This is a genomic window from Streptomyces sp. NPDC058663 (assembly GCF_042716745.1).
In the GTDB taxonomy this organism is placed as follows: Bacteria; Actinomycetota; Actinomycetes; order Streptomycetales; family Streptomycetaceae; genus Streptomyces.
Window position 1 is genome coordinate 89,764 of the sequence record NZ_JBHXRV010000026.1, and the last position, 24,057, is coordinate 113,820.

Sequence of the window (24,057 nt, forward strand, 5' to 3'; positions counted from 1 at the left end):
CCGGACCAGTTCATTGACGAGGAGACACACATCATGGAACAGGCCTTGACCGAGTTACTGCGCGAGCTGGAGGAATTCGGCGAGGCCAACGACTCGTCCACGGCACTGCGCAGCCGGAAGATGCTCAACATCACGCACGACACCGGCGCGTTCCTCGCGGTGCTCGTCAAGGCGTGCAAGGCGCGCAACGTCCTGGAGATCGGCACCTCCAACGGCTACTCGACGCTCTGGCTCGCCGACGCCGTGGGCGAGGGCGGCACGGTGACCACGGTCGAACTGGCCGAGGAGAAGGCGGAGATGGCCGGAGACAACTTCCGGCGCGCCGGACTGGACTCCCGCATCCGGCAGATCACCGACGACGCGGGCCGTTTCATCGCCGGGCGCGACGCCGGCGAGTACGACTTCCTCTTCCTGGACAGCAACCGCGCGCAGTACGTCGGCTGGTGGGACTCGCTGCGTCGGATCCTCGCGGACGGCTGCCTGCTCGTGATCGACAACGCCGTCTCGCACGCGCACCAGCTGGAGGAGTTCAACAAGTTGGTCGAGGCGTCGGACGACTTCTCCGGGGTCCTGCTGCCCGTGGGCAAGGGCGAATTGGTGCTCCTCAAGGAGTCCGGGGGCGCGTCCTAGCCGCACTCGTACCCGATTTCGTACTCGTACTCGTACCCGATTTCGTATCGGGCCCGTATCCGCAGCCTCATCCGTACCCGGATCCGTACTGAGGAGTACCTGCCTTGGACGTCATGACGGCCATTCTGACGCGCCGCAGCATCCACGAACTCGCCGGTCCGGCACCCTCCGACCAGGAGTTCGCCTACCTGCTCAAGGGAGCTGCGGCCGCCCCCGACCACGGCGGACTGCGCCCGTGGCGCTGGATCCTGCTCCGGGACGCGGAACTCGCGGCGGTGGGCGACCGGCTCGGCGCCGACGCGGAGGACTGCGGGGACTCCGCGGAAGGAGCCCCGGCCGGGGAGGAGTCCGTACAGGCGCCCCTGAAGGCGGTGCTCGTCTTCTCGCCGAGCGCGGAGTGCGGGGTGCCCGAGTGGGAGCAGCTCGCCGCGGCGAGCAATGTCGCCTACGGCCTGATGCTGCTGCTGCACGCCCGCGGCTTCGGCAGCGTCTGGCGCAAGGGGCGGTGGTGCCGGAGCGAGCGGAGCCGGGAGCTGCTGAGCATCGGCCCGGACGAACAACTGCTGGGCTCCCTGGACATCGGGACGCCCGGTGTCCGGGTGCGTCCGGACCGCCGGAGGGTCGAGGACGTCACGGACCGTATGTGCGTCCTGCGCACCTGACGCCTGGGCGTCCCGCTTCCGTGCCACCGGGGCGGGCCGGGCACGCTACGACGCTCTGTCCCGGGCGACGGCCCGCAAGGACTGGAAGGCCATCCTGATCGCCTTCACCAAGGGCCCCAACAACGGGAACGACATCAAGGAGGGCTGCGCCGCCCAGCCGATCCGTGACGCCCTGGAAGCCCGCCGGACCGGGCTACGCCGGAAGGCCGCAGAACAGGCCGGCTGCACCTGCGGGTGAGCCGGCCCGCGCCAAGGTTCGGGCCAAAGGGCGATGAGATGATGCGATGGTTCTGGGTGCTCGCTCGCTCACCCTGTACTTCCACACCGAAAACGAAGGAGTCCGGCTGTTGAGTCAGGAACGGCCGGTAAGCACGGCTGCGAGGAACTCGTCGCCGATTCCGTGGCTCGTCGTGGGCGGGATCGCCGCGATCGTCCTGGCCTTCGTGCTGTCCTTTGGGCAGGGCGACGGCGGCTGGTGCGTCTGGCAGTCGGACACCACGAGGGTCATGAGTGACCACCTGAGGAACCACACTGTGCCGTACGCGCCGTGCGGCACCGTCCGGGAATTCGCTCCCTGGTTCCAGATCGCCATCGGCCACGCGTGGCGGTGGCTTGGCGTCGTAGGCCTCGCGGGGCTGTTCCTGGCAGCGGTGCTCCGGTTCCGGCGCGAACCCCACGAGGTGGGTGCCTCGGAAAACCCAGACACCCCCTCACAGCCTCCTGCCCCGCCATCCCTTGGGAAGAAGCGGGGCAACAGCGCAGGACACTGCTCGGGGGTCGGGCAGCAGGTTCCTCTTCCGGACCCGCGGGGCTAGCCCCGCGCCGCTCACCGTCCTGCGTGCGGCGGGCCGGGGTACGGCTGCTCCGCGGCGCCCTGAACCTTGGCGGCCTCGACCTCGGAGCCTTCGTCTGCTCAGCGGCACCGGGATGGACACCCTGCTGCCCATCCGCCCCGACGCCGGGCCCGCACCGGCCGCATGCCTCAGCAGCCGCACACCGCGCGAAACAGCTCATGCTCGTGGCCGGCACCCCTTGTCGCAGGTGCGCAGATCTCCGCTTCCGGAGCGTGAGAGGCCCGCGGCGCGTCGCTCTCCGTTCAGTGTTCGCGTGCGCCGGTCAGGGGGTGCCCGGCCGGGCGGTCGTGCGGGGGCTCGGCGGGTGCAGGCGCCGGCTTCGCGTCGTACGTCGCGGGCACCGGGGCCGGTGCGGTGAAGTAGTCGGGGTCCCTGGGGCGGGCTCGGGTCAGTTGCATGGGGCGGGGAGCCGGTTCGAGGTGGGGGATGTGCTTGGAGCAGTGGACGTAGGCCTCGTGGAGGGTGATGTACGTCCACAGCAGGGGCTGCCGTCCCGGAGCGGGATCGGCGGGTATCCAGGGGTGGGCGGCGCGTATCTCCTGCTCTCCGAGGAGCCGGGCGGAGCCGTTGACGTGCAGTCCGATGTGATCGCGGGTGAAGTCCATGAACAGCAGACCGATGTGCGGGTTCTCGGTGATGTTCCCGGCGCTGGCCATGACGCCGTTGCCGCGGTACTCGGGGTAGGCCAGGGTGTGCTCGTCCAGAACGGTGACGAAGCCGGGCGGGCCGGCGCGGAAGGTGGCGTCGCAGTGGCCGCGGGCGTCGGCGGTCGAGAGGAAGACCATGGACTGCCGGCCGATGAAGTCACGCATGGGCGGGGTCAGGTGGGGGTGGACCTGACGGTCGTAGAAGGCGTCGGCGCGTTCGCTGGTGCCCAGGTGGGCCTGCAGCAGGCGCTCTCCCTGCGAGGGGGTGGCGTCGGGGTGGGTCACAGCTGGTCGATCTCCTGAGCGGGTCGGGGAGGGGTGAGGGGAGCGTTGAGGACGGGGGTGTCGAGCGGGTCGTGGTGGATGCGGGCCTCGGGTGTGCCCTGGTACAGCAGGGTCTGCACGGCCGCGGTGACCATGGCGGGCGGGCCGCAGAGGAAGGCTTCGTGCTGGTTCCACGGCCCGAACTCCCGCAGGACCTGCGGGAGCGTGCCCTGCTGTCCCGGGATGTCCTCGTGGGAGACGGCCCCGCGGACCGACAGCCAGTGGTGGCGCTGGGCCAGGCGCAGCATGTCGTCGAGGCCGTACAGCTCCCGGGCGGTCCGCGCTCCCACGAACAGGTCGGCGTACCGGCGCATGCCGGAGGCCGCCGCTTCTTCGAGCAGGGCGCGTATCGGTGCGAGGCCGGTGCCGCCGGCGACCAGCAGCAGGTCGCGGTCACCCGCAGCGGCAAGCGTCATGTCGCCCTGCGGCGGCCCCAGCCGTACCCGGTGGCCCGGGGCGGCGCGATGGACCAGCGCGTGGCTGACCTGCCCCCTGTGGACGGCGCGGACGTGGAAGGTGAGCGAGCGGTCCGCGCGGGGCGCGTGAGCGGGCGAGTAGTGCCTCCAGGTACGGGGGTACCAGGGGGTCTCCATGCTCACGTACTGCCCGGCGACGTAGGGGTAGGGCAGGTCGGTCCGTACGGTGATCTCGGCGATGCCGTCGCCGCGGTGCTCGTGGCGGACGATCTCCGCCTCCCAGGTGGCCGGGCGCAGGCGAGTGTCGTCAGCGGCGGCTGCGGTCATCACCTGGGCCGCGACGGTGTAGGCGTGTGTCCAGGCGGCGGCGACCTCGGCGTTCCACGCGGTACCCGCGTAGCGGGCCAGGGAGGCCACCAGACATTCGCCGACCGCCGGGTAGTGCGCCTCCAGGGCACCGAACTTGCGGTGGTCCTGCCCCAGCCGGGAGCAGAACCGGACGAGGTTGTCGACGTCGTCGACGAGATCGATGATGCGCAACAGGCCACGCAGCAGCCGGTCGCGCTGGACGTCCATGTTGTCGGGGAAGAGCGCGCGCACTCCGGGATAACGGGCGAAGAGGACGGTGTAGAAGTAGACGGTCATTTCCGGCGCCTGTGGTGCCACCACCGCCAGGCTCGTGCGGATGAGTGAGATCTCCCGGTCCGTGAGCGGCGCGGACGTCACGTCCATCTCCCGGACAGTACGGAGCGGCGGCGCACCCTCGTTCGGCGGGCCGGAACGAGGTGGGGGGAGCCAGGTGTCGTCGCATGCGGCGTGGGGGGCACCGGGCTGAGCAGTTGTGCTGACAAGAGAACGTTCGCAATCCTAGGAGAAAATCCCATTCCGTTCGAGGCGACGAGCCCCGAATGTTTGAACAGTGGACGAGTCATTGTGCATGGTGGGTGACTGAACCGAAGCCCTACCCCGGATGAGCCGGTGCGAACTCGGTGATCCGGGCGCCGATCAGGGGTTTGCCCCCTGGCCGGAGTTCAGGCGGGCTTCCGTGCGGCAGCCGGCGCGGCAGAGGTGTCCGGGGTCCGCTGCCGGCGGATACAGCGGCCCACCGCGGCAGTTCGGCTGCCCGTCGGCAGGTTCCGTTTGTCGGGGCCGTGTTGCCCACCGGCCGAGGAAGTTCGTCTTCCCCGTGGGAACCGAAGCTCGCTCCAGAGCCAGGTGTTCTCGAGAGCGGTAGACCTTCGAGTACACGCATGGCGTGTCGCCGAACGAGTCTTGCTCCTTGCGAGGGCGGCATCGGCCACGGACGTTCCGGTCGAGTGCACCCGTGCCGCAGCCGCCGGATCCTGGCCTGGGGAGCCGTGCACGGGTCTGTTACGCCCCCACTCTCACCGCTCCCGGTGAGGACGGGGTCAGGGGGCGAGGTGTAGGTGCGGGCGTGGGGCGGGGGCGGGTTCGCCTCCATCAGGGTCTGGGTCCGGGCGGGGGTCGAAGGCGGTGCCGGTGCGGGGGTCGCTGCGTCGGGGCGGGTGGATGTCACCGGAGTCGAAACGCAGGGGCCAGATGTAGGGGCGTCTCCACGTGCTCGATGTGCTTCCTCGGCACCCTCAGGCGCTCTTCTCGGGCGTGGAACGCCTGAGCCGCCGGGAGGTTGAGCATCCACTTGTCGTCCTGGGTGCGCTTCACCGACCGCTCACGCTCTTCAGCCGGACCGAGTCCGAGGGCGTTCTCCAGCAGCTACTGCTGCGCCGGTTGCAGCGTGTCCCTCTCATACCGGCGGTCCTGCACCTACCGTGTGAGGGTTTCGCCCTGGACGATGAGGGACGGCGCGTGAGTCGTCAGCGGCCGTACTGACGGCGGCAGGTGGCCATCATGGCCGCGTCGACGACTTCTTGCGCCCAGGAACAGACGATGCCCGCGTGGTTCTGCTGCCGGGGGCGGCGCTTCGCGGGCCGCCGAGGTGCCAGTGGCGCCTGCCGTACGGTGCGGGCGGGTGTGGCCCATCGCCGGGGAGCGCGGGTTCGGTGTGCGAGACAGGGGTGCGTCGGGGGAGTGGCGTTGCGGCGCGGCGGCGGGGGTCGGCCCCGGCGGGGAGTGGGCGCCGGGTGTTCCTGGGCAACGCGCTGTGCGGAAGCGGGTTTTGGCGGGGCTTTCTGCGAGGGTGTTCCGGCGGGGCCGAGGGTGGTGAGGGGGCCGGCGGACGTGTCCGATCCTGAAGCGGTGGACCGCCTCGCCGAACGGGCCGTCGCCGAGTTCGGACGCATCGACGTGTGGCTCAACGATGCGGCGGTCGCGGCCTTCGGCGCACTGGAGGAAGTACCGTACGACATCTTCCGGCAGGTCCTGGACGTGAACGTGCTGGGCTGCGTGGCCGGGGCACGCGCCGCTCTGCGCGTGATGCGCGCCCAGGGGCACGGCACCGTGATCAACGTGTCCTCAGCGGTCGGCGCGGCCGTCGTCCCGTACAACACGCCCTATGTCCTCTCCAAAACAGCGGTACGTGCTATGAGCGCCAGCCTCCGCCAGGAACTGAGACTGGCCGGGCAGCAGGACATCCATGTGTGCACGGTGCTCCCCGCCACCATGGCCACCCCCTTCTTCCGCAGTGCCGCCAACTACTCGGGGCGCCAGGTGACTCCGATGGCGCCCGTCTACACCGCCCACCGCGCGGCGCGGACCGTCGTCCGCTTGACGCGCCGTCCGCGCAGGGAGACGTGCGCGGGACCCGCCAGCCACGTACTCGGCCTCCTGTCGAAACTGGCGCCCGCTCTGGTGGAGAGGGTGCTCGCGCTCCAGACGGACCGTTCCCACCTCTCCCGGAACCATGGCGCGGAGCCTGCGCCGCGCAACGTGCTTTGCCCCCGGGACGAAGAAGCCTCGGTCGGCGGGGGCTGGCACGGGCGCAGGCGTGCGGCGTTCCGCAGAACCGGGGCGACGGCGCTCGCCGGCGGCCTGGTAGCGGTCGGCCTACGGACGTTCCGGGGGAGCCGGCGCCCCGGAAGGCCGTACGCGAAGGACTGAGAATGTCGAGATCCCGCGACCGGCTCGTCAGGTCGCCGAGGCCACCCATCTCGCTCAGTCACCTGGTGTGGCGGGGCTCTTCACCGTGGACGCCTGGGTGGGCCGCATCGAACAGGCGCTCATCGCTGGTACGCGCGGCGGGTGTGCTGTGTGCGGCGGTGTCTGGAGGGGACAGAGTGGGGAGGAGGTTGCTCTCAGTAGGGGCCTGGCGCACCTACTTCACCCGTCCCACGAACGCCTCCTCGAACAGCGTGTCGACGCCCTAGTCACCCCGGGTGAACACGGCGCGGGCCAGACGGGGGTGGAGTCAGGGTTGCCGGTGGCCGCGTGGAGACGGGCCAGGGCCTCTTCGCGTGCGGTGGTGCCCTGTATCGCTGGCAGGGGCGGAGGGGGCATGCTGGGAGGGTGAGCGGTGACGAGCAGCCATGCCTGGCGTGCGGTGGCCAGAGGTGACCGAGCATACGGAGCACACTGTGGAGACGGACGAGAAGGGAAACCAGAAGTCCGTCACCCGGCAATGGACCGGTCCGTGCAGTACCTGCCACGGTTCCGGCCTCGGATAGGGGAACAGCGCGATGCGGACGATCTATGTGTGTCTGGGATGTGCCGGGCAGTACCTGCCTCCCGAGTCCATGACCTATCCCTCTCTCGGGAGGGCAGCGAGTGCGGTGCATTGCGGAATGCCGGACTGCCGGACCACGGTCGAGGAGTCGATGGCGTTGATGGGAGTACCGGAGGACGTCGTGGCGAAGTGGGCGCGTCGTGCGGCGGGCCTCGACGGCTGGGTGCGGCGCGGGCGCCCGGGGCGGCCGTCACGGGGAAGGCGCCCCGGGGCGGCACCTACGTCTGCACGCAGCAAGCTGTGGTGAGCAGGGCTCGCAGGCATCCGTGAGCAACTCAGCTCCGACAGTGCTTCGGGCCTCCGACGCTGTGTGCGCGTCCGTGCTCGTCGTGCCGCCGCCTTCTTCGCCGTCGTTCACCGCGTTCCCAGCGCGTCTAGTGCCGCATCAGGCAACGTTCGCCCTGTAGTTCGCGGCGTGCGCCGGCGTCAGTCGTCGTCTTGGGGAATGGTGTCGAGCGTCCCGTCGCCGGAGACCTGCTGGCCGGTGGCGTTGCCGGTGTTGGCGGGGTTGAGCCAGGTCTCGCTGGCGGGTTCGACCACCTCGGTGGGCACGGACTGCGGCGCTTCTGGTGGCCGGTCGGCCCGCGTCTATTCGCTCTGCGCCGAGGTGAGCGAACCGCGTGTGCGGGCTATACCCACTGGCATGAGGCGACGGGCGCTACTTCCTGGCTGTGCCGGGGTCCCTGCCGATGGATTCTTGGTAGACGTCCGCATAGGTGGGAGAGTCTTCGACCAGGTCGTCGCAGAACGCGGCGACGTCGCTGCCGATGAGTTCCAAGACCCCCTTGCCCGCGGCGACGCCCTCCTCGAAGAAGTCGACGATCCCGGGGAGCAGGGGCCCGTCAGGCAGGTCGACCGGTCCGACCTTGAACAGGTACTTCTGCATCTCCTTGTAGACGATCTGGTAGTCCGGCGGGAGAGCCTTGACCCGAGCCATGTGCGCCCGCCACTGCTTCTTGCCCTTGATGATGTCCTGGATGCTCACGTCAGCCTCCCAGCTGGCTCAGTTTCCTTGCGACGTTCCTGTTCAACTGCTCACGCCACCGGTCGCGATAGGTTCGAACCTCTTCGCCGCCGGCCAGCGCCGCGCAAAAGCCCCGGATGTCGTCGCCGAGCGCCTCGTGGACGCTCTGCCCGTCCGCCGCTGCTTATTCGAGCAGGCCCAGGGCGGCGTCGAGGATAGGCATCAGGTTGCGGCCGGTGAAGTCCCCATGGGGAAAGAGGTGGCCCTTGATCTGCTCCCACGCCGCCCGGTAGTCGTCTGGCAGGGTCTCGCCCCGGGCTTCGAACGCCTTCCATTCCCTGGTGAGATCGCTGCCTGTGATGGTCTCCCAGAAGTTCATCTCCCGCCCTCCTTGAGCCTGTCGATGCGTGATGAGACGTACTGCCATTTCGCCCAGAACTTCGCGAGTTCCCCGCGTCCGGCGTCGTTGAGCGCGTAGAACTTGCGCGGCGGACCGACCCCGGATGGTCGTTTCGTCACCTGGACGAGTCCGTTCCTCTCCAGTCGCAGCAGGATGGTGTACACAGTCCCCTCGATGACGTCGGTGAAGCCGAGCTCGTTCAGGTGACGGGTGATGGCGTACCCGTAGGTTTCCTCACCGCCGATGATTTCGAGCACGCACCCTTCGAGCGTGCCCTTCAGCATCTCCGTCAGGTCGTCCATCGCGAGTCCTCCCCAGCCAAGCGGTACTGCGTGCTACCGAGTACCGCTATACGGTACCACCGAGTAGTGGAAGATGGCAGTGATCGGCGAACACGGACCGGGCTTTGCGGACCACGAAGTCCGGATGGCTGCGCCGGGCGACGCGTGATCGTCATCCTGTCCGGGTGGCGGAACGAGTACGTGTACGCGAGATCGATGATGACGAGGGTCGGCGGCTGCTGCGGATCATCCGCAGGGGCACCGGGTCAGTGGTGACCTGGCGGCGGGCCCAGATGGTGCTGCTGTCAGCGCAGGGCATGGCGGTGGCGAAGATCGCCGAGGTGTCGTTCACCAGCGACGACCGGGTCCGGGGCGTGATCCACAACTTCAACACCGAGGGCTTCGACTCCCTGTATCCGAAATACAAGGGCAGCCGGCCGAAGACCTTCACGCTGCCCGAGCGGCGCGAGATCAAGAAGATCGCCAAGTCCAAACCGACTGAACACGACCTGCCGTTGTCGACCTGGAGTCTGACCAAGCTGGCGGACTTCCTGGTCGCCGAGGGGGCGGTCGACGGCATCAGCCACGAGGGCCTGCGCATCCTGCTCCGCGAGGAAGGCGTCTCCTTTCAACGCCTGAAAACCTGGAAAACCTCCCGCGACCCTGACTACGCGGCCAAGGAGGCGCGGGTCGAGCACCTCTACGCGATGTCGACCGGATTGCAGCTACCGCGCCACGGCTGGTACACAGGGCAGGCGTTTCGACACTCTGGTAGCTCTGCGTAACGCCCATAGATCCATAGATAAAGAACAAGCTGAGGGACCGTGGGGCGACGTCAGGGCCGGAGGGAAAGCGGTGAAGGGGTGGCCCAGCGTGGTCCCGTGGTGCCGCCGGTGCCTCGTCCTGTCGGGAACGTGCGCTCACGACCGTACGGGAGCCAGTGCCCGCCCGCATCGGGACCACGCCTCCTACGGATGGCGGCGGGTGACAACCGGTCAGGGGCTTGGGGTCGCGCGGGAAGGGGTGGTCGGCCGCTTGTGGATGTTCGCCAGTGGGTGTGGGAACACCGCGGGGCAGCTGGACTTGCCGCAACCTGCCGCCCGGACTACCCAGGCTCTGCGGCATCTAGGGTTCCACTCCCTGCTGCGAGCCGGACTGGTCGACCGCTTCCGGGCGGTGACGTTCCGGGTGATCACCGGGGCCACGGGCGAAGAACGCACCGACGACGGCTATCCGGACGTCGGCCTCGAGATGATCGGGCACCGCACCTTCGACGGCCGCATCCAGCTGGTCGAGTACAAGCCCCGCGTGCTCGAACACCCGTCGCTCGGTGTTCCTGCATGACGTCGCCCCGTACGGCGGCCGAGCGTCGGCTGTACGAGCCGGCGGTCCGGGCGGATACGGCGCTCGCGTTGGCCTTGGCAAAACTGCTGGTGGTGCCGGAGGGCAGGTGAGTATATCTGGGTGGAGAACGTTTGGCGCGTCAGATGGGGCGGGCCGATGTCCCGGGCGTCGAAGGAGTGTGCTTATTCGGTAACCTGCTTCGCGTAGAGCCGCGTGAGGTCGTGCATTTGATATCGGCCGTTCGTCAGCGGAGTCAAGAACCCGGCACTCACTAGTTCTTCGAGAGACCTCTCTGCCTGAATAGGGCTGGCCTCGATCAAGGTGCATGCCATATTTACCGAGATGACTGAGCTCGAGTGGGCGCCCAGCGTTCTGAGATCACGAGCTTGATCAGTCGTGAGTTGTCGGTAGCTCCAATCCAATGTTGCGCGCACCTGAAGGTCACCCGCCTGCAGTTCGTCCAGGCGGCGGTGCTCGTCACTGAGCTTGTCGGCCAGCGCCGAGACGGTCCAGGTAGGCTGGGAGGCGAGCCGGGACGCGGCCACGCGGATGGCCAGGGGAAGGTAGCCGCAGGCTACAACCACGCCCTGGGCGGCTTCCCGCTCGGCGTTGACCCGTTCCTCGCCCACAATCTTGGTGAAGAGCTTCAGGGCCTCCTCCGGTGACATCACGTCCAGGTCCACCAGGTGTGCCCCGACAAGGTCGACCATCCGTTTGCGGCTGGTGACCAGGGTCGCGCAACCCTCGGTCCCGGGCAGGAGGGGACGGACCTGGGCGGCGTCACGCGCGTTGTCGAGCAGGACCAGGATGCGGCGGCCGTCGAGGGTGGAGCGGTACAAGGCGGCGCGCTCGGCCAGGGTGTCGGGAATCGCGGAGTCGGCGGTGCCGAGCGCGCGCAGGAACGCGCCGAGCACGGTCTCCGGCTCAGCGGCGTGCGGGCCAACTCCCTGGAGATCGACGTAGAGCTGACCATCGGGGAAGTGCGGGCGGGCCGCGTGGGCGACGTGCACGGCGAGCGTGGTCTTGCCGACGCCGCCGATGCCGGCGAAGGCGGAGACGGCCATCAGCGAAGTGTCGGCCGTCGCCAGCAGGTCGCCCAGTTCCCGTACGAACGACAGTCGACCGGTGAAGTCGGGGACCGTGGCCGGCAACTGGGCAGGACGCGCGACGGTGGGGGCTGCAAAGGATGCTGCGGGAAGTTGGTCGAGTTCGCTGTCGGCGCGCAGGATGCTCATCTGCAGGCGGGACAACCCGGGGCGCGGGTCGACGCCGAGTTCGTCGGACAGCAGGCGGCGAGTGTCTGCGTAGACGGCCAGGGCCTCGGCCTGGCGGCCGGAGCGGTACAGGGCGAGCATCAGCAGTTCCCGCAGCCGCTCACGCAGTGGGTGCGCGGCGGTGAGCGAAGTGAGCTCGGTGACCGCCTCAGCATGCGCGCCCAGCTCCAAGTCCATGTCCAGGCGCGCCTCGGTGAGCTGAAGCCGCCACTCCTCCAGGCGGACGCGCTGGTTCTCAGCGTAGGGGCCGGGTACGGATGCAAGCGGTTCTCCGTCCCACAGTGCCAGGGACCGGTTCAGCAGGTCACGAACCTGGAAGCGGTCACCGACAGCGCGGGCCTTCTCAGCCGCGGCAGCCAGCTGCTGGGCCCGGTGCAGGTCGAAGGTGTCAGGGTCGATGCGCAGCGTGTAACCGCCGGACTCGCTGACCAGGACGCTGGGGCCGAGCGCCTTGCGCAACCGGGAGGCGTAGGTGCGCAGGGCCGCGAGAGCTTGGGAGGGGGACTCCGCGCCCCAGAGGGCGTCGATGAGTTCAGGCGCAGTCAGGGTGCGTCCTTGATGTAGTAGGAGGACGGCCAGCAGGGCGCGCTGCTGCGGCGATCCGCAGGGCAGGGCCTCGTCGCCACGCCAGGCGCGCACGGGGCCGAGGACGCCGAAGGCGAGTCCGGTTCGTTCCTCGGCGGCAAGCGTGCCCGGGGCAAGGAGAGTTGACCGTGGCAGGGCGGGTGTTCTGGGGGAGTTGGCCGGCGCTACGACGCGTCTCCACGCGTCGGCCCAAGGGCGGTGTTCTTCTTCGGGAACATCACAGGCGATGAGGAACGCGATGAGCTGGCGCTCGTCACGCGGCATGGTCTGGCCCCGCACGATGCGGTGCGCAGTGCTGTGCGGCAGCCTCCCCCATCGGCCTGCCCGCCGTTCCATGTCGCGCACGGCGGGTCTGCCGGCCAGGATGTAGAGGTCCTGCAGACCAGCCGTCAGCTTGCCTGGTCCGTTGATGTAGAGAGGGCTTGACCACCATCGCGCCGCTGTGCCGAGGTGCTGATCGACCCGAGCTCGCTTCCATAGGTCCATAGCTGTAGTGACCGAGGCGTCACAGGCGCGCGCGTACGCCTTGACGACGCTCTCTCTGGGCACCCGCTCTCCCGATGCCGCGCGTTGCAGCGTCGTGGCGTGCAGGCCCGTTCGTTGGGCCAGTTGCTCGTAGGACCACCCGCTGGCTGCGCGCTGAGCGCGCAGCCAGCGGGCCAGCCTTGCCAAGGCCTGGTTGGCCGTGGTGATTGGTCTTTCCTTGCGTCCCACGACAGTGCTGGCTAGGGCGCTGAGATCGCGTGCAGCACCCGCAGGAAGCGGTGCCCCGTCGCAGGCCTTGCCCCGCGAAGGAGCAGCAGCGCGCTCGTCGCCACCAGGCCGGCGCCCGCCAGTACCGTCAGGGTCGAGGTGTTGTCCATGCCGCTGCGGGACATCGCGCAGGCCAGGACCGCGATGACGATGATGACCACGGCGTCGGGTGCAGCAAGCTGGGAACGCGGGGCGTCAGGTACGACGCAGACCAGGGAATGAGACGTTCGGGGCATGTCCTGCCTCCTGAGTACTACGCCACACGCGTTGCGTGTCAGGCGTTTGCGGGCTCCAGATTTTGGCGCGCAACTGGCGCTTGCCGGCGCCGAGATGAGCCCTTGTATCGTGGCACCGTGCTGCCGCGAAGGGCGAGGGCCTCGGCCGGATTGATGCGCCGGTGTCCACGCAGCGATCGTGTGCATCAAGCGCTCGCAGCAGACGCATGCCTCTATGAGCTGCCGATAGACGCGCTCAGGCGATCATGAGACAGGGCACACTGGCGAAAGATGCAGATCCATCTCAACCGAACTGCTTGCCCAGGTCCTCGTAACGGAATGCCAGCTCAAGCCCCCGTCAGGCCCGTAAGGCTTCTGAGCAGGTAAATCGCGTCCTAGCCTCTGGCCGTCGACGAAGCGAGCGTCAGAGGAGCCGACAGTTCAGCGGACGTTTTCCCCGGCGCGAGAATGTAGGGGAGTCGCCTGACCGTTGCGGGCTCCACCCTCACGAACAGGCACCTGGTGGTCATACGTTGCCGCGTTGGCCACACAAGATCGGCGCTCTTTGAGCGCCGATCTTGCATGTCATTCCCTCCTTCTCCTCACCCGCCTGGAACCGGCTGTCTGCGTCTCAACTCACATGTGGCGGCTCCCGCAGCACCGCACCGGACGACCCGGCCGACAGCGGCCCGCCGGTGAAGAAGGACCGGGGCGTCTGTTCCGCGCGTGCAGGCATCGGCCACCGGGGCGCACCCCGGGCGGCACCGGAGAACACCCTCGCTTCCCTTCAGGCAGCTGCCCGTCTTGGGGCGGATGTGGTGGAGACGGACGTCCGGTACACCGGGGACGGCACACCGGTGCTCATGCATGACGAGCCCCTCGACAGGATGACCAACGGCTCCGGGCGTACAGACCAGCTGACCGACGCGCAGATCTCCCGGCTGACGGTCACCGGCGGAAGCCGCATTCCCACCCTGGAACAGGCGTTGCAACCTTTGAAGGCGGGCCCGGCCAGGCTGTTGCTGGAGATCAAGGGGCCGCAAAACGACTGGCCGCGCCCAGCACGGTCGGCTGGCGCCGACGCCCCGCGGTTTCGTACAGCGGTGTCTGTCCCGGAGGTGGGTTCGGCTGGATGTAAGGGTCCAGGTTCAACGGACGGCAGGCCCCGCAGCGCGGTGGGACGCTCTCGCAGTGTCCGGTTCTATCCGGGACCGTGGTGGTCCTGTCGTTCGAGCGTGGTGGCGTGACCAGCGAGAGACCGGTTCGTGGGCGGAGTTGGGCATTTTGGGGCAACCCGGCCGGGCGGGCGGGGGATCAATTGTCATGTCCGAGGTGATGGCGGAAGTGCCGGTGACTTGCATGGCTTCGTGGCGTGGAATCTTACCGCTGTCTGTCGTGCACGAGCGGCGGGATCCCGGCAGCAGTCCGGCCCCTCTCCGCCGCGGGGGAGCAGGTGGGCACGACAGCGGCGCGCCCGGGTTCCGGTCGCGCCGCTGTCGAGCTGTGGTCAGCCCTCGGGGGAGCCCCCGGGTCAGTGGAGCTTGTTGACGGCGGTCTTCGTCGTGGTGCGGAAGGCGGTCAGCGGGGCGTCCTTGAGGTCGCCCATCTGGCCCCAGCGGACGAGGGTGACGGTGCGGCCGTCGCGGCCGACGGAGAACAGGTGGATGTCGGAGATGCCGATCTGCGGGTCGGCGGTGTCCAGGCTGTAGGCCCAGGCGCCCTCCTCGACGGCGAGCTTGCCGTGGGAGGAGCTGACGGCCTGCAGGCCCGGGTTCTGCTGCTCCAGCAGGGGGCCACAGCCGGCGAGGGCCCCGCGGAGGGTGTCGACCAACTTCACGGCGTCGGCCTCGGTGCGGGCGACGGTGGTGACCTGGACGCCGTTGGTGTCGAGCTCGGTGCTGAACTCGCGGTAGCGGGTGTTCTGCGCCGGGATCTTGTACGGGGCGCAGAGGACGCCGCCGTTCTCCGGGACGCCGGTGAAGACCTGGGTGGCGGTCCACGGCGTCGACGACGGCGGCATCTGGGAGGCGGCGAGGAAGGCGGGCTGGGCAGCGGCCTGCGCCGGGGCTGTGGCGAGGGCCGCGAGGCCCAGTGCGGCAGCGGCTGCGGTGGCGAGTGCGGTGCGGAGCTTGTTCATGGTGGTGGATCCCCCGTCGGGTCGTTCGTTCGGTCAGTGCTCAACCAGCGTGGGGCCGGTGCCCGCCGGCTGCAACGATCACGCGCCCACCAGCCGTCCCGGAACCATTCCACCCCCGCTGACGTGCAAGGACGTGAAGGATGGGACGCAGGGTCGAGGGGGATGGAATGCTGAAGGACGCCGCCGTCGAGGAGTTCGCGGGGCTCGTGCGCGCGCTGAAGGCGCGGGACGGGAGGAGTTACGAGGCGCTGGGCCGGCGGCTGAGCGTCAGCGCGTCCACCCTCCACCGCTACTGCTCGGGCGCGACCGTCCCGGAGGAGTTCGCCGTGGTCGACCGCCTCGCCCTGCTGTGCGGGGCGGACGAGGAGGAACGCCGGGCCCTGGAGGCGGCCTGGACGGAGGCGGACCGCGCCCGCCGCCGAGCGGCGTCGCCCGCGCCCACGCCTGTGCCGGCCGTGTCGGCCGCGCCGGAATCGAACCCGGAACCGTCCGCGCCGGAACCGGACCCCGGCCCCGGCCCCGCCCCGGGCCCGAATGCGCCGGCCCCGTCCGCCGCGGATCCGTCCGCGCCGGACCCGTCCGCACCGGGCCCGTACGCCGCGGATCTGTCCGAGCCGGAGGCGCCCCGCGCCCGTCCCCGTCGTGGCGTCCCCGCTCCCCTCCTCGTCGCCGTCGCCGTCGCCCTCGTCGTGCTCGCCCTCGCCGCCGCCCTGCTCGGCCACCCCACCCGTACGGCTTCCGCCCCCGCTCCCGCTTCCACCGCTCCGGGGCGGACCGCGGCCCCCCTTCCCTTCACCTGGAGCATTGGTTCCCAGCTCTGGGAGGGCGGCTGCGGGCACACCTACCTCGTGGACCGGGCCCCCCGCGCGGTCGGCCCGCCGCCGGTCGCGGCCGACTCCGGGACGTGGGCCGGGACGCACGGTGCCGTGCACGGCGGGGAGGCGCTGGTGCGGATCACGGTCCAGGGCCGGTCGCCGTCCGACGCCGTCGTCCTCCATGCCCTGCACGTGCGCGTGGTCGACCGCGCCGCGCCGCTGCCGTGGAACGCGTACCGGATGGACAACGGCTGTGGCGGCGCCGTCACCCCGCGCCACTTCGCCGTGGACCTCGACCGGCCGCGCCCGCTCGCGAGGCCCGTCGACGGCCTTGACGCCTCCGGCGCCGAGGTCCGGAAGATCCCGGCCGTCTCCTTCCCGTACAAGGTCACCTCCTACGACCCCGAGGAGCTGCTGGTCTCCGCGCGGACGGCGGGCTGCGACTGCCGCTGGTACCTGGAGCTGGAGTGGAGCGCCGGGGGCCGTACGGGGACGGTGCGGATCGCGGACGGCGGGAAGCCGTTCCGCACGAGCGGGACCAGGGGGAGGCCGGCGTACGTGCACGACTCCGCACAAGGGCGCTGGATCACAGACTCGGACTCTGGACAGACCGGGTGACCGATGAGCAACTTCGACTATCGTACGCTGAGCAAGCGCTTAGCCACCCCTTTCTCCCTCTCGGACACCGCACGCCAAGCGGTGAAGCTCCTCGGTGAGGACTGGCACGCAGAGTCCGGCTACTGGGGCGCGACTGGCGAGATCACCACCCTGGACGGCGCCCGGTTCATCGTGGGCGTGGACCACGAGGGCGACCTCTACGTCCACGCGGACAAGCGCGCCGAGCCCACCTCCCTCACGGAGTACTTCGACTGCACCAGCGCCTTTGACGGCCTGGAAGAGGTCGCCAAGCGCGTTGTCGCGTTGATCCTCGACATCGATGAAGCCACCCCTCCTGTCCCCACCCGGGGCGCGCCCACCACGGGCGCGCCCCGGCCTTCCAGGACCGCACAAGGGACGTCAGAGAGGCAAGCAATGATCAAGATCTTCTGCGGTGAATGCGATGCCCTGTACGGGCTGCGGGCCGATGGCAACTTCCAGTGCGACGGATGCCGACGCCTCCTCTCACCCGAGGGCATCGACCTCGACAGCGGAGAGGTCTGGGTGGTCAACGCGGCCGGGACCCTGGGCCGCGGCACCGACCCCATCGCCTCCATCGAGGGCATGGAGCTGGCCATGGACGGCTACACGGACTGCGACAACGACTCGTACGGGGAACTGGCCGCGCTCCGGCAGTTCCGCGAGCACGTGTCCGGCCTGCAACTCGCGCTCTACGCCGGACTCCCCTACCCCCGCGCCACCCTCTGAAAGGCGGCACCATGACCACCCAGAGCCGCATCCACGAGATGCACACGCTCCTCTGCACGCCGTGTGACGGACTGGGGGCCCTGTACGCGGTCAGCGACGGCGGCTTCGCCTGCGAGACCTGCGGAGGACGCCTCACCGAGCGCGACGTCCTGTGCAGGCTGGAAGACCACGAGATCTGGACCGTCCACCCCACCGGGGAGCTGGGCTACATGGAGAACCCGGTCATGCAGTGTGGGACAGGCCACCTCGTTCTCAGAGGCTGACGATCACTACCTCGAGCTGTCTCGGGCCGTGTACGCCTTCGACGCGGTCGAGTTCGATGTCGCTGGTGGCGGAGGGGCCCGAGATCCATGTCTGAGGGCGGGCCGGATCCAGGCGAGGGAGGGCCTGCAGCACGGAGGCGACGACCTGGTCGGCGAGCACGATGCAGAGGTGCAGGCCGGGGACGAGAGTGAGGGCGCGGCGACCCTGGCCGGGGCTGCCGTCGAGGATGAGCGTGCCGGTCTCGGCGATGGCCAGCGCGCAGCCGGACACCACGGCGTCCGTGGTGTCCAGGTCGTGGGGGGTGAGCGAGGCGTCCTCGTCGTGGCGCTGCTTCGCCGTTGACGCGCCGAGCCATGCGGCGGGCAGTCCGGACGGCACGGCGACCGTGCGGGCACCGTGCCGTTCGAGCAGCTCCGCCGTCAGGGCGGGGAGTTGGGCGTGCGTGGAGCGGTGGACGATCGCCCGGTAGTCGGTGAGGTTCTCGTGGAGGAGAGCGAGGACCGGGGCAGGGTCGTCCGGGGTGTGGGTGGCGAGGTAGTCGCGGGTGGGTTCGGGGGCGAGGGGCGCCTCAACGAATGCCTGGCGGATGCGGTCCAGGACCGCCCGGCAGGAAGAACAGCGCCGCGCTCTGGCCTCCTTCGTTCGAGGCTGAGGCGCGCCGGGCGGGGCATCGGCCTCACGCTGCACGGGGGCCTGTGCGGCCTGGGCGAAGTGCATGACGATCCCCTTCGTCCCCGGGCGGCCTTCTGGACCGTGAGCAAGTCCTGCCCATTTTCAGGGAGTTGGCCGGAATTTTTGCCGACGCGAGGTCCACGTGTGGTTCAGTGGTGTTGCCGAACAATGGCAGCAACGTTCACTGCCCCGATCCGAGACGGTCGCCTCCGGGCGACGGTGAGTACGTGGGTTGCGACACCCGTTACTCGAAGAACCTGGGAGGTTGTCATGGATGGCTGGGACTGGTGAGCTTGAAGGGCAAATCGAAGGTGAAGAGCGGCACGAGGAAGGTCAGCGTGGCCGTGACCGCAGTCGCGTCGGTTGCCGGGATGGCCTTCGCGGCGACGCCCGCGGCCGCCGCCGGCTCCGCCACCTTCTCGATTGACTATGGGGCGAGCTACTACAAGGGCGTGGCCACCTGGTCCAACCGGACGGTCGACGTCGCCGGATCGTTCAAGGCCGACATCTGTCGGCGGGTCTACGTGCGGGCGTTTGCAGGCAGCACCACACTGGACGTTAAGAGCACCAGCGGCTGGTGCAACCGATCGGGGCCGGCGAACTTCACCCTTGACGCGAACGTCGTCGGTGGGTCCGACAACATCTGGGTCTACATGACCGACGAAAACGGGACGTACCTCGAAGGACGGACCTGCTACCGCGCCGGCTACTGCGTCGACGGTCGGGTCTAGCCTCGAAGTAGCTTCGCTCTTTCGTGACGGTCCGTCGGTTTCGTCGGCGGGCCGTTTCGGTTGTTCGGCGTCGGTCTCGCCGCGCGTGAAGTTCGGCGAACGCGGCTTGGCCGCCGTGCCGCCCCGGTGGTGCGCACCGATTGCGGGCACGCCAGGTGGCCGGGCTGCGTCCCAGCGCACCAACCAGTCTGGCGAATCGAGCCGACGCTCGACCGCGCCGCACCTGGCACTTGCAGCGGAGGGGGGTGCGGGTTGGCTCAGGCCCGGCGCGAGCGGTTCGACACGCGCCCCCAACAGGCGCGACCCCGCCCGGCGGTCGGGGCGGCGGACGATAGAGCTGAACGCGCGGAGGTCACAGCCCAGCCGGGCTGACCGGCATCCGCCGGCCCGCCGGCCCGTCGGCCCGAACGGCAGCGGACCGCGGACATTTCCCCTGGCACCAACAGAGGACGAACAACTCAGCTTCGTCGCAAGTGGAGTTGCGGGAGGCAACCGTGGATGTGACCACGCCTCGATAGGCATCCGCCCGTCGAGGGGTCTGGCCGCTGATGGCCGGACCCCTCCGCGATGCACGCGTCCCCGTGCTGACCCCGCGCGGCCGATCCCGGGGAGAGTCACACGGGGAGGGGGCGAAACAAGCCAGGACGACTGCTGGCGCCGGTGGGCCGGCCGGGTGCTCCTGCGCAGACAGGGCCCGCTCTCACCGCGGAGCAGCGGAAGTTCATCGAGGACGGGATGGGCCCAGAGGCCCTGGCCGAGATCGCGAAGGCCATGAGCGAGCAGCCTGCCGACCCGGGCGGCCGTCAGGCCCGCGCCTATCCCATAGCGGCCGTCGCCATCGGCGCCGCGGCATGGTGCGCGAAGGGCGCGCTGTGTTCGACGCCGCGAAGCTGCCCCAGCACCGCTTCGCCGCTCCCGACGAGAGCGGGACAGTGCTCGGCTGGGCCGCCGCGAGCAAGGTCTCCGACCGGTGCGCGTACGCGGGCGTGGTCACGGCACTCCGTCTACGTCCACCCCGCCGCCCGCGGCCGCGGTATCGCCTCCACCCTGCTCAAGGCCCTGGTCGCCTCCACCGAGCAGGCCGGGATCTGGACCATCCAGGCCGGGGTCTTCCCCGAGAACACCGCCAGCCTCGCCGTCCACCAGCGCGTCGGCTTCCGCGTGATCGGCACCCGGGAAGGGGCCCTGGTGGCGCTGCTGGTCAGCACCGCCACAGCGTTCGCCGCTTTCCTCGCTCGCGTCACGCCAGCCTTCCGTTCGGGGAACAGTCACTGCGGCGCGCCGCGGCCGCTCACGCCACGCCGTAGCGGTGCAGCCGCCTCACACGACGGGTGAGGCGGGGGAACCGCCCGGCGGCGGGGCGGACTGCGGTGCGGACTGCGGTGCGGACTGCGGTGCGGGCGAGGCCGGAGGCTCCTCGGACGGCGGCGGCGGGGGCTCGGACGTGGGTGCCTCCGTCGTCGGCGCTTCCGTGGAGGGGGCGGGCGACGGGTCGTCGGGGGGCGGTGCATCCGAGGACGGCGTGTCCGACGGCGGATCGGACGGGGAACCGGGGTCGGACGGTGAGTCGGGGTCGGACGTGGACGGGGAGGGCGAGGTGGTGGCCGGCGGTTCGGTCTTCTTGTCGGCCTTCCCGGTGTCGCCGGGTTCGCGCGCGAACCAGTCCCCGGCCTTCGGATCGAAGACGACGAACACGTTCACGACGGTGGTGGACGGGGTCACTACCACGACGTCCGACGAGCGGTAGCCGGGCCAGGCGGCGCCTTTCAGCTGCGGGGCGTTCTCCTGGGCGGCTGGCGGAAGCAGCGGATTGCCGCAGGCGCACCGCACCCGGGGCACTCCGCGGTCGTCGACGAGGACGGCGGTTCCGGCCTGCAGCACCGCCTGGTAGGGGGTCGCGGAACCGTCCTTGTACCCATGGTTGGTGACCCGGGTGTCAGCCCGCAGCTGGACTGGCGTCAGCGAGCGCAGATGCCCCGGGACCCCGGAGGGCTCGATGCTCAGGGCCGAGGCGAACGCGCGGTTCCTGTCCGGTGCGTCGGAGAGCGCGGTGATCTGCTTCTCCACGTCGCAACTGGCGGTCTGACGGGTCCCGCCGTACAACCCGGGGGCCGACCCCTCCACCACACGGGTGGTGTCCGATGTGGCGGTGGAGCTCGGCACGGCGGTCGGTGTCGCGGACGCCTCCGGCTGTCGTGCGGCAGTGGACTCGGTGAACGGGTCCTGGCCAGAGGAGCCCGCGGCCTGGAGGAACACCTCGCCGCCGCCCGCTTTCGTACTCCCGTCGGGACGGGTCAGGACGACGGCGACGGCGACAGCTGCCACCAGGGCCAGCGCGATGACCGCGACCCGGGGCGCGGACCGCCACCAGGCCCGGCCGGGACCACCGCCGGCCGGCTGTCCGCCGCCGCTGGTACCGCCGCCACCGGAGCTCCCGCCGCCCGAACTGCCACCGCCGGAATCGTCACCCCCGGCATTGCCCCTGCCGCCGTAACCGCCGGTCGAGCCGGGCGCTCCCAGTTCTCCGCCACTGGGCGGGCCCGGTGGCGGACCGGTCGGGGCGCCCGGCGGGGTCGGACCTGACGGGGAGGGGCCCGACAGCGGGCCGGAGGGGGGCCCTGCCGGGCGGCCGGACGATGGTGTCTGCTCACTCACAGGCTCTTCTTCCCACGACCGGGAACCAGTCCCCATAATGATGGGTATACGCGTCATTGTGTGCCTTGTACCCCAGCGGCCCGCAAGCGGACGCGGTCGGCCCACACCAGAGAGCGGAGTCCTCCGGCGCTGCATACCGTGGCAGCGTGAGCAGCCCGCGAAGCACCGGCAGAACTGGCGTGTCCCGTCCCCCGCACGGCTGGGCCCACGCCCTCGTGGCGGTGCTCGCCGGGATGCTCGCCATGATCGTCGTCGCGGCCCTCGGCCTCTGGGCCGCCGGGGCCGGTCAGCTCCCCGGAGGCGCCTTCCCACACGTCGTCGCGGCCGTCGTCGTCATGGCCGCAGGCGGGTCGGTCGCGGTGTCCGGCAATGCCGGGGCACTCGCCGAGACGAACGCAGACCTCTCGGTGCTGCCGCTGTCCGTGACGCTCGTCGGCGCCCTCGCCGTCGCCACGGGCTTCCTCCGGCCGCTGCGCCACCGGGCTGTCGCCGGTACCCGCGAGCTGGCCGGCTGGGCCGCCCGGGTCGCGGCGCTCTGGCTCCTCGCCCTCCTCGTGCTCTCGCTCCTGGCCCGGCAGACCTTCGCCCTCCCGCTCGAGGACCCCACGGGCGGCCTCCTCGACGACGTACTCGATGCCGCGCCCACCGTCGGCTTCAGGGCCGACATCCCGCTCACCCTGCTGTTCGGTCTGCTGTGGCTGGCCGGTGTCCTCGTGCTCGCCCTGCTGGTGTCGCGCGGAGCCCCCCTCCCCGCCCGGCTGCTGCGCTTCCAGGAACCGGTGCGGCCCGCGGCCCACGCCATGGCCGTGCTGCTCCTCGGTTACGTGGCCCTGGGCCTGATCGTCGGACTTGCCGTCGTGGTGACACGCGGACACCCCGCCGAGACGTTCGCCGTGATCGTGCTGGGGCTGCCGAACCTGGTGTGGTTCGCCTTCACCCTGGGGCTCGGAGCATCCTGGGAGGGAAAGGCCGACGGCCCGTTCGGACTGCCGATGCCCCAGGTCCTCGACTCGGTGCTCCGTACGCCCGACATCTCGACGATCAACGTCCGTACGCTCGCCGCACAGGACGGCCGAGCGTGGTGGCTGGTCGCCGTCGCCGCTGCAGCGGTCCTGGCGGCGGCCTTCCTCATGGCGGTCCGCTCACCGGCCCGTACGCGCGCCTGGCAGCACGCAGCGCACATGGCGCTCGCCCTCGCCCTGACGGTGCTGTTCAGCTGCCTGGTCGCCCGGGTCTCCGCCCATCTGGGCCTCTCACTCCTGGGCCTCGGTGACGTGGGCGGCGGCCTCGGCGGCGAAGTGCTCCTGCGCCCGCGCCTCTGGTCGGCGCTCGGTATCGCCCTCCTCTGGGGCGCCGTCGCCGGGCTCCTGGGCGGCCTGCTCGCCGCACAGGTCCGCCGAAGGGTCCGTGACCGCTCGGCCTAGGGGCTTCGAAAGGCGCTAGGGGAAGACCGGCACAGCCCAGCGGGGTGGCGGCGGAGGAGGTTCGACGGCGCCGGAACTCCAGGGCGCGGGGCTCCCCTCGACCCGCGTCGGTGGATGGGCGCCCGGGCCGGCACCCGAGGCCGCGGCACGCAGGGCGGCGACGAACTGCAGACAGGAGTCGTAACGGTCTTCCGGACTCTTGGCGAGTGCCTGGGCCAGTACGCCGTCGACCTCGGCCGGCAGCCCCGGGCGCTCCTCGCTCAGCGGCGGCGGAGGGTCGTACTGGTGCGCCCAGAGCAAGGCCATGTCGTCGTCCCGCCGGAAGGGCGGGGTGCCGGTCAGTGTCTCGTGGACGACGCAGGCGAGGCTGTAGACGTCGCACCGTCCGTCCACCGGCCGCCCCGAAATCTGTTCAGGAGCCACATAGTCCAGCGTGCCGACGAACTGGCCCACGGTCGTGAACCCGGTCAGCGACAGCGACTTCTTCGTCAGCCCGAAATCGGTGAGGTACACGTGCTCCGGGTGGTCGCTGTCCGTGCCCGCCGCGACGAGGATGTTGCCCGGTTTGACGTCGCGGTGGACCAGGTCGTGGTCATGGGCGGCGTCGAGCGCGGACGCCACCTGCGCGGTGATGCGGATCGCGGTGGTGAGCGGCAGCGGGCCCCGGCGGTCGATCAGGACCCGCAGATCCTGTCCCGCCACGAAGCGCATCGCGATGTAGAGCAGCCCCTCCGTCTCGCCCGCCTCGAAGACCGGCACGATGTGCGGATGGTCGATCGCGGCGGCCACCCGGGACTCGTGCGTGAACCGCTGCCGGAAGGTGTCGTTGCGCGCCAGCTCCGGTGCGAGCAGCTTGAGGGCGACCGTGCGGTCCAGCCGCAGATCCTTGGCGCGGTAGACGACGGCCATGCCGCCACGGCCGATCTCGCTCTCCACCAGGTAGCCCGCGACCTGCTTCCCCAGCAGGTCGTGCGGCCTTCCGGCGGGCAGCCCGGCCATCGCGGG

20 protein-coding genes and 6 pseudogenes are annotated in these 24,057 nt (G+C 70.2%); 12 read left to right on the plus strand and 14 right to left on the minus strand.

Annotated features, from left to right (window positions below):
* The first annotated feature begins 33 nt into the window (after nucleotides 1–33).
* A complete protein-coding gene (locus ACFWVV_RS20365; RefSeq protein WP_384353056.1) occupies nucleotides 34–630 on the plus strand; it encodes an O-methyltransferase in 597 nt (198 codons plus the stop codon).
* Nucleotides 631–743: 113 nt separating this feature from the next.
* Complete coding sequence (locus ACFWVV_RS20370; RefSeq protein ID WP_384353059.1) at nucleotides 744–1,292, plus strand: nitroreductase family protein; 549 nt, start codon at nucleotides 744–746, stop codon at nucleotides 1,290–1,292.
* Between the two features lie 352 nt (nucleotides 1,293–1,644).
* Here ACFWVV_RS20370 and ACFWVV_RS20375 read toward each other — a convergent pair whose 3' ends face one another.
* From ACFWVV_RS20375 to ACFWVV_RS20385, 3 genes are all read right to left on the minus strand, one after another.
* On the minus strand, nucleotides 1,645–1,800 hold the full coding sequence (locus tag ACFWVV_RS20375) for a hypothetical protein (RefSeq protein ID WP_384353061.1): 156 nt from the start codon (nucleotides 1,798–1,800) through the stop codon (nucleotides 1,645–1,647).
* A gap of 588 nt (nucleotides 1,801–2,388) precedes the next feature.
* Complete coding sequence (locus tag ACFWVV_RS20380; protein WP_384353065.1) at nucleotides 2,389–3,078, minus strand: pyridoxamine 5'-phosphate oxidase family protein; 690 nt, start codon at nucleotides 3,076–3,078, stop codon at nucleotides 2,389–2,391.
* Nucleotides 3,075–4,265 (minus strand): globin domain-containing protein, encoded by a 1,191-nt coding sequence (locus tag ACFWVV_RS20385; RefSeq protein ID WP_384353067.1) that lies wholly within the window; start codon nucleotides 4,263–4,265, stop codon nucleotides 3,075–3,077. The genes ACFWVV_RS20380 and ACFWVV_RS20385 overlap by 4 nt, the downstream gene beginning before the upstream one ends.
* Before the next feature lie 1,176 nt (nucleotides 4,266–5,441).
* Between ACFWVV_RS20385 and ACFWVV_RS20390 the strand changes: the two genes are divergently transcribed.
* Entirely contained in the window at nucleotides 5,442–6,551 is a 1,110-nt protein-coding gene (locus tag ACFWVV_RS20390) for an SDR family NAD(P)-dependent oxidoreductase (protein WP_384353069.1), read from the plus strand.
* 1,048 nt (nucleotides 6,552–7,599) lie between these two features.
* Here ACFWVV_RS20390 and ACFWVV_RS20395 read toward each other — a convergent pair.
* The 4 genes and pseudogenes from ACFWVV_RS20395 to ACFWVV_RS20410 all read right to left on the minus strand — a co-directional run bounded on the left by ACFWVV_RS20395 (nucleotide 7,600) and on the right by ACFWVV_RS20410 (nucleotide 8,839).
* Nucleotides 7,600–7,725 carry a hypothetical protein gene (locus tag ACFWVV_RS20395; protein ID WP_384353071.1) on the minus strand — a complete coding sequence of 42 codons (126 nt, stop codon included), beginning with the start codon at nucleotides 7,723–7,725 and terminating at the stop codon, nucleotides 7,600–7,602.
* A gap of 106 nt (nucleotides 7,726–7,831) precedes the next feature.
* Nucleotides 7,832–8,158 (minus strand): DUF1048 domain-containing protein, encoded by a 327-nt coding sequence (locus ACFWVV_RS20400; RefSeq protein WP_384353074.1) that lies wholly within the window; start codon nucleotides 8,156–8,158, stop codon nucleotides 7,832–7,834.
* A 1-nt stretch (nucleotide 8,159) separates the two neighbouring features.
* Nucleotides 8,160–8,516, minus strand: a pseudogene (locus tag ACFWVV_RS20405) (DUF1048 domain-containing protein).
* Complete coding sequence (locus ACFWVV_RS20410) at nucleotides 8,513–8,839, minus strand: PadR family transcriptional regulator (RefSeq protein ID WP_384353077.1); 327 nt, start codon at nucleotides 8,837–8,839, stop codon at nucleotides 8,513–8,515. The pseudogene ACFWVV_RS20405 and the gene ACFWVV_RS20410 overlap by 4 nt, the downstream one beginning before the upstream one ends.
* 164 nt (nucleotides 8,840–9,003) lie before the next feature.
* Between ACFWVV_RS20410 and ACFWVV_RS20415 the strand changes: the two are divergent.
* Both ACFWVV_RS20415 and ACFWVV_RS20420 read left to right on the plus strand, forming a co-directional pair.
* Nucleotides 9,004–9,558, plus strand: a pseudogene (locus ACFWVV_RS20415) (transposase); the annotation flags it as partial.
* 397 nt (nucleotides 9,559–9,955) lie between these two features.
* A pseudogene (locus tag ACFWVV_RS20420) lies at nucleotides 9,956–10,162 on the plus strand (deaminase); the annotation flags it as partial.
* Between the two features lie 185 nt (nucleotides 10,163–10,347).
* Here the strand turns inward: ACFWVV_RS20420 and ACFWVV_RS20425 are convergent.
* The 3 genes and pseudogenes from ACFWVV_RS20425 to ACFWVV_RS20435 form a co-directional block, all read right to left on the minus strand.
* A pseudogene (locus ACFWVV_RS20425) lies at nucleotides 10,348–12,156 on the minus strand (BTAD domain-containing putative transcriptional regulator); the annotation flags it as partial.
* Nucleotides 12,157–12,528: 372 nt separating this feature from the next.
* Nucleotides 12,529–12,735 (minus strand): annotated as a pseudogene (locus ACFWVV_RS20430) (multiprotein-bridging factor 1 family protein); the annotation flags it as partial.
* Between the two features lie 11 nt (nucleotides 12,736–12,746).
* Nucleotides 12,747–13,010, minus strand: coding sequence for a hypothetical protein (locus ACFWVV_RS20435; RefSeq protein ID WP_384353080.1), 264 nt, complete (start codon nucleotides 13,008–13,010; stop codon nucleotides 12,747–12,749).
* A gap of 674 nt (nucleotides 13,011–13,684) precedes the next feature.
* Between ACFWVV_RS20435 and ACFWVV_RS20440 the strand changes: the two genes are divergently transcribed.
* Nucleotides 13,685–14,236, plus strand: a complete 552-nt coding sequence (locus tag ACFWVV_RS20440; protein ID WP_384353083.1) for a glycerophosphodiester phosphodiesterase — start codon at nucleotides 13,685–13,687, stop codon at nucleotides 14,234–14,236.
* Nucleotides 14,237–14,520: 284 nt separating this feature from the next.
* Here the strand turns inward: ACFWVV_RS20440 and ACFWVV_RS20445 are convergent, their stop codons facing one another.
* On the minus strand, nucleotides 14,521–15,126 hold the full coding sequence (locus ACFWVV_RS20445; protein ID WP_384353085.1) for a hypothetical protein: 606 nt from the start codon (nucleotides 15,124–15,126) through the stop codon (nucleotides 14,521–14,523).
* A gap of 167 nt (nucleotides 15,127–15,293) precedes the next feature.
* On the opposite strand from ACFWVV_RS20445, the gene ACFWVV_RS20450 reads away from it, so the two are divergent.
* From ACFWVV_RS20450 to ACFWVV_RS20460, 3 genes are read left to right on the plus strand one after another with little or no spacing between them, the layout of a single operon-like run.
* Nucleotides 15,294–16,559, plus strand: coding sequence for a helix-turn-helix domain-containing protein (locus tag ACFWVV_RS20450; protein WP_384353139.1), 1,266 nt, complete (start codon nucleotides 15,294–15,296; stop codon nucleotides 16,557–16,559).
* Between the two features lie 3 nt (nucleotides 16,560–16,562).
* Complete coding sequence (locus ACFWVV_RS20455) at nucleotides 16,563–17,306, plus strand: hypothetical protein (protein WP_384353088.1); 744 nt, start codon at nucleotides 16,563–16,565, stop codon at nucleotides 17,304–17,306.
* 11 nt (nucleotides 17,307–17,317) lie between these two features.
* Complete coding sequence (locus ACFWVV_RS20460) at nucleotides 17,318–17,569, plus strand: hypothetical protein (RefSeq protein WP_384353091.1); 252 nt, start codon at nucleotides 17,318–17,320, stop codon at nucleotides 17,567–17,569.
* On the opposite strand, the gene ACFWVV_RS20465 is transcribed toward ACFWVV_RS20460, so the two are convergent.
* Nucleotides 17,559–18,287 (minus strand): lactate utilization protein C, encoded by a 729-nt coding sequence (locus ACFWVV_RS20465; protein ID WP_384353094.1) that lies wholly within the window; start codon nucleotides 18,285–18,287, stop codon nucleotides 17,559–17,561. The genes ACFWVV_RS20460 and ACFWVV_RS20465 overlap by 11 nt on opposite strands.
* 242 nt (nucleotides 18,288–18,529) lie before the next feature.
* Between ACFWVV_RS20465 and ACFWVV_RS20470 the strand changes: the two genes are divergently transcribed.
* Together ACFWVV_RS20470 and ACFWVV_RS20475 are read left to right on the plus strand one after the other, a co-directional pair.
* On the plus strand, nucleotides 18,530–18,973 hold the full coding sequence (locus tag ACFWVV_RS20470) for a hypothetical protein (protein WP_384353097.1): 444 nt from the start codon (nucleotides 18,530–18,532) through the stop codon (nucleotides 18,971–18,973).
* Between the two features lie 875 nt (nucleotides 18,974–19,848).
* Nucleotides 19,849–20,152: pseudogene (locus ACFWVV_RS20475) on the plus strand (GNAT family N-acetyltransferase); the annotation flags it as partial.
* Between the two features lie 141 nt (nucleotides 20,153–20,293).
* Here ACFWVV_RS20475 and ACFWVV_RS20480 read toward each other — a convergent pair.
* Nucleotides 20,294–21,628, minus strand: a complete 1,335-nt coding sequence (locus ACFWVV_RS20480) for a DUF6777 domain-containing protein (RefSeq protein ID WP_384353100.1) — start codon at nucleotides 21,626–21,628, stop codon at nucleotides 20,294–20,296.
* Nucleotides 21,629–21,774: 146 nt separating this feature from the next.
* Between ACFWVV_RS20480 and ACFWVV_RS20485 the strand changes: the two genes are divergently transcribed.
* Nucleotides 21,775–23,052, plus strand: a complete 1,278-nt coding sequence (locus ACFWVV_RS20485) for a streptophobe family protein (RefSeq protein WP_384353103.1) — start codon at nucleotides 21,775–21,777, stop codon at nucleotides 23,050–23,052.
* Nucleotides 23,053–23,067: 15 nt separating this feature from the next.
* Here ACFWVV_RS20485 and ACFWVV_RS20490 read toward each other — a convergent pair whose 3' ends face one another.
* Nucleotides 23,068–24,051, minus strand: coding sequence for a serine/threonine-protein kinase (locus ACFWVV_RS20490; protein WP_384353106.1), 984 nt, complete (start codon nucleotides 24,049–24,051; stop codon nucleotides 23,068–23,070).
* Between the last annotated feature and the right edge of the window lie 6 nt (nucleotides 24,052–24,057).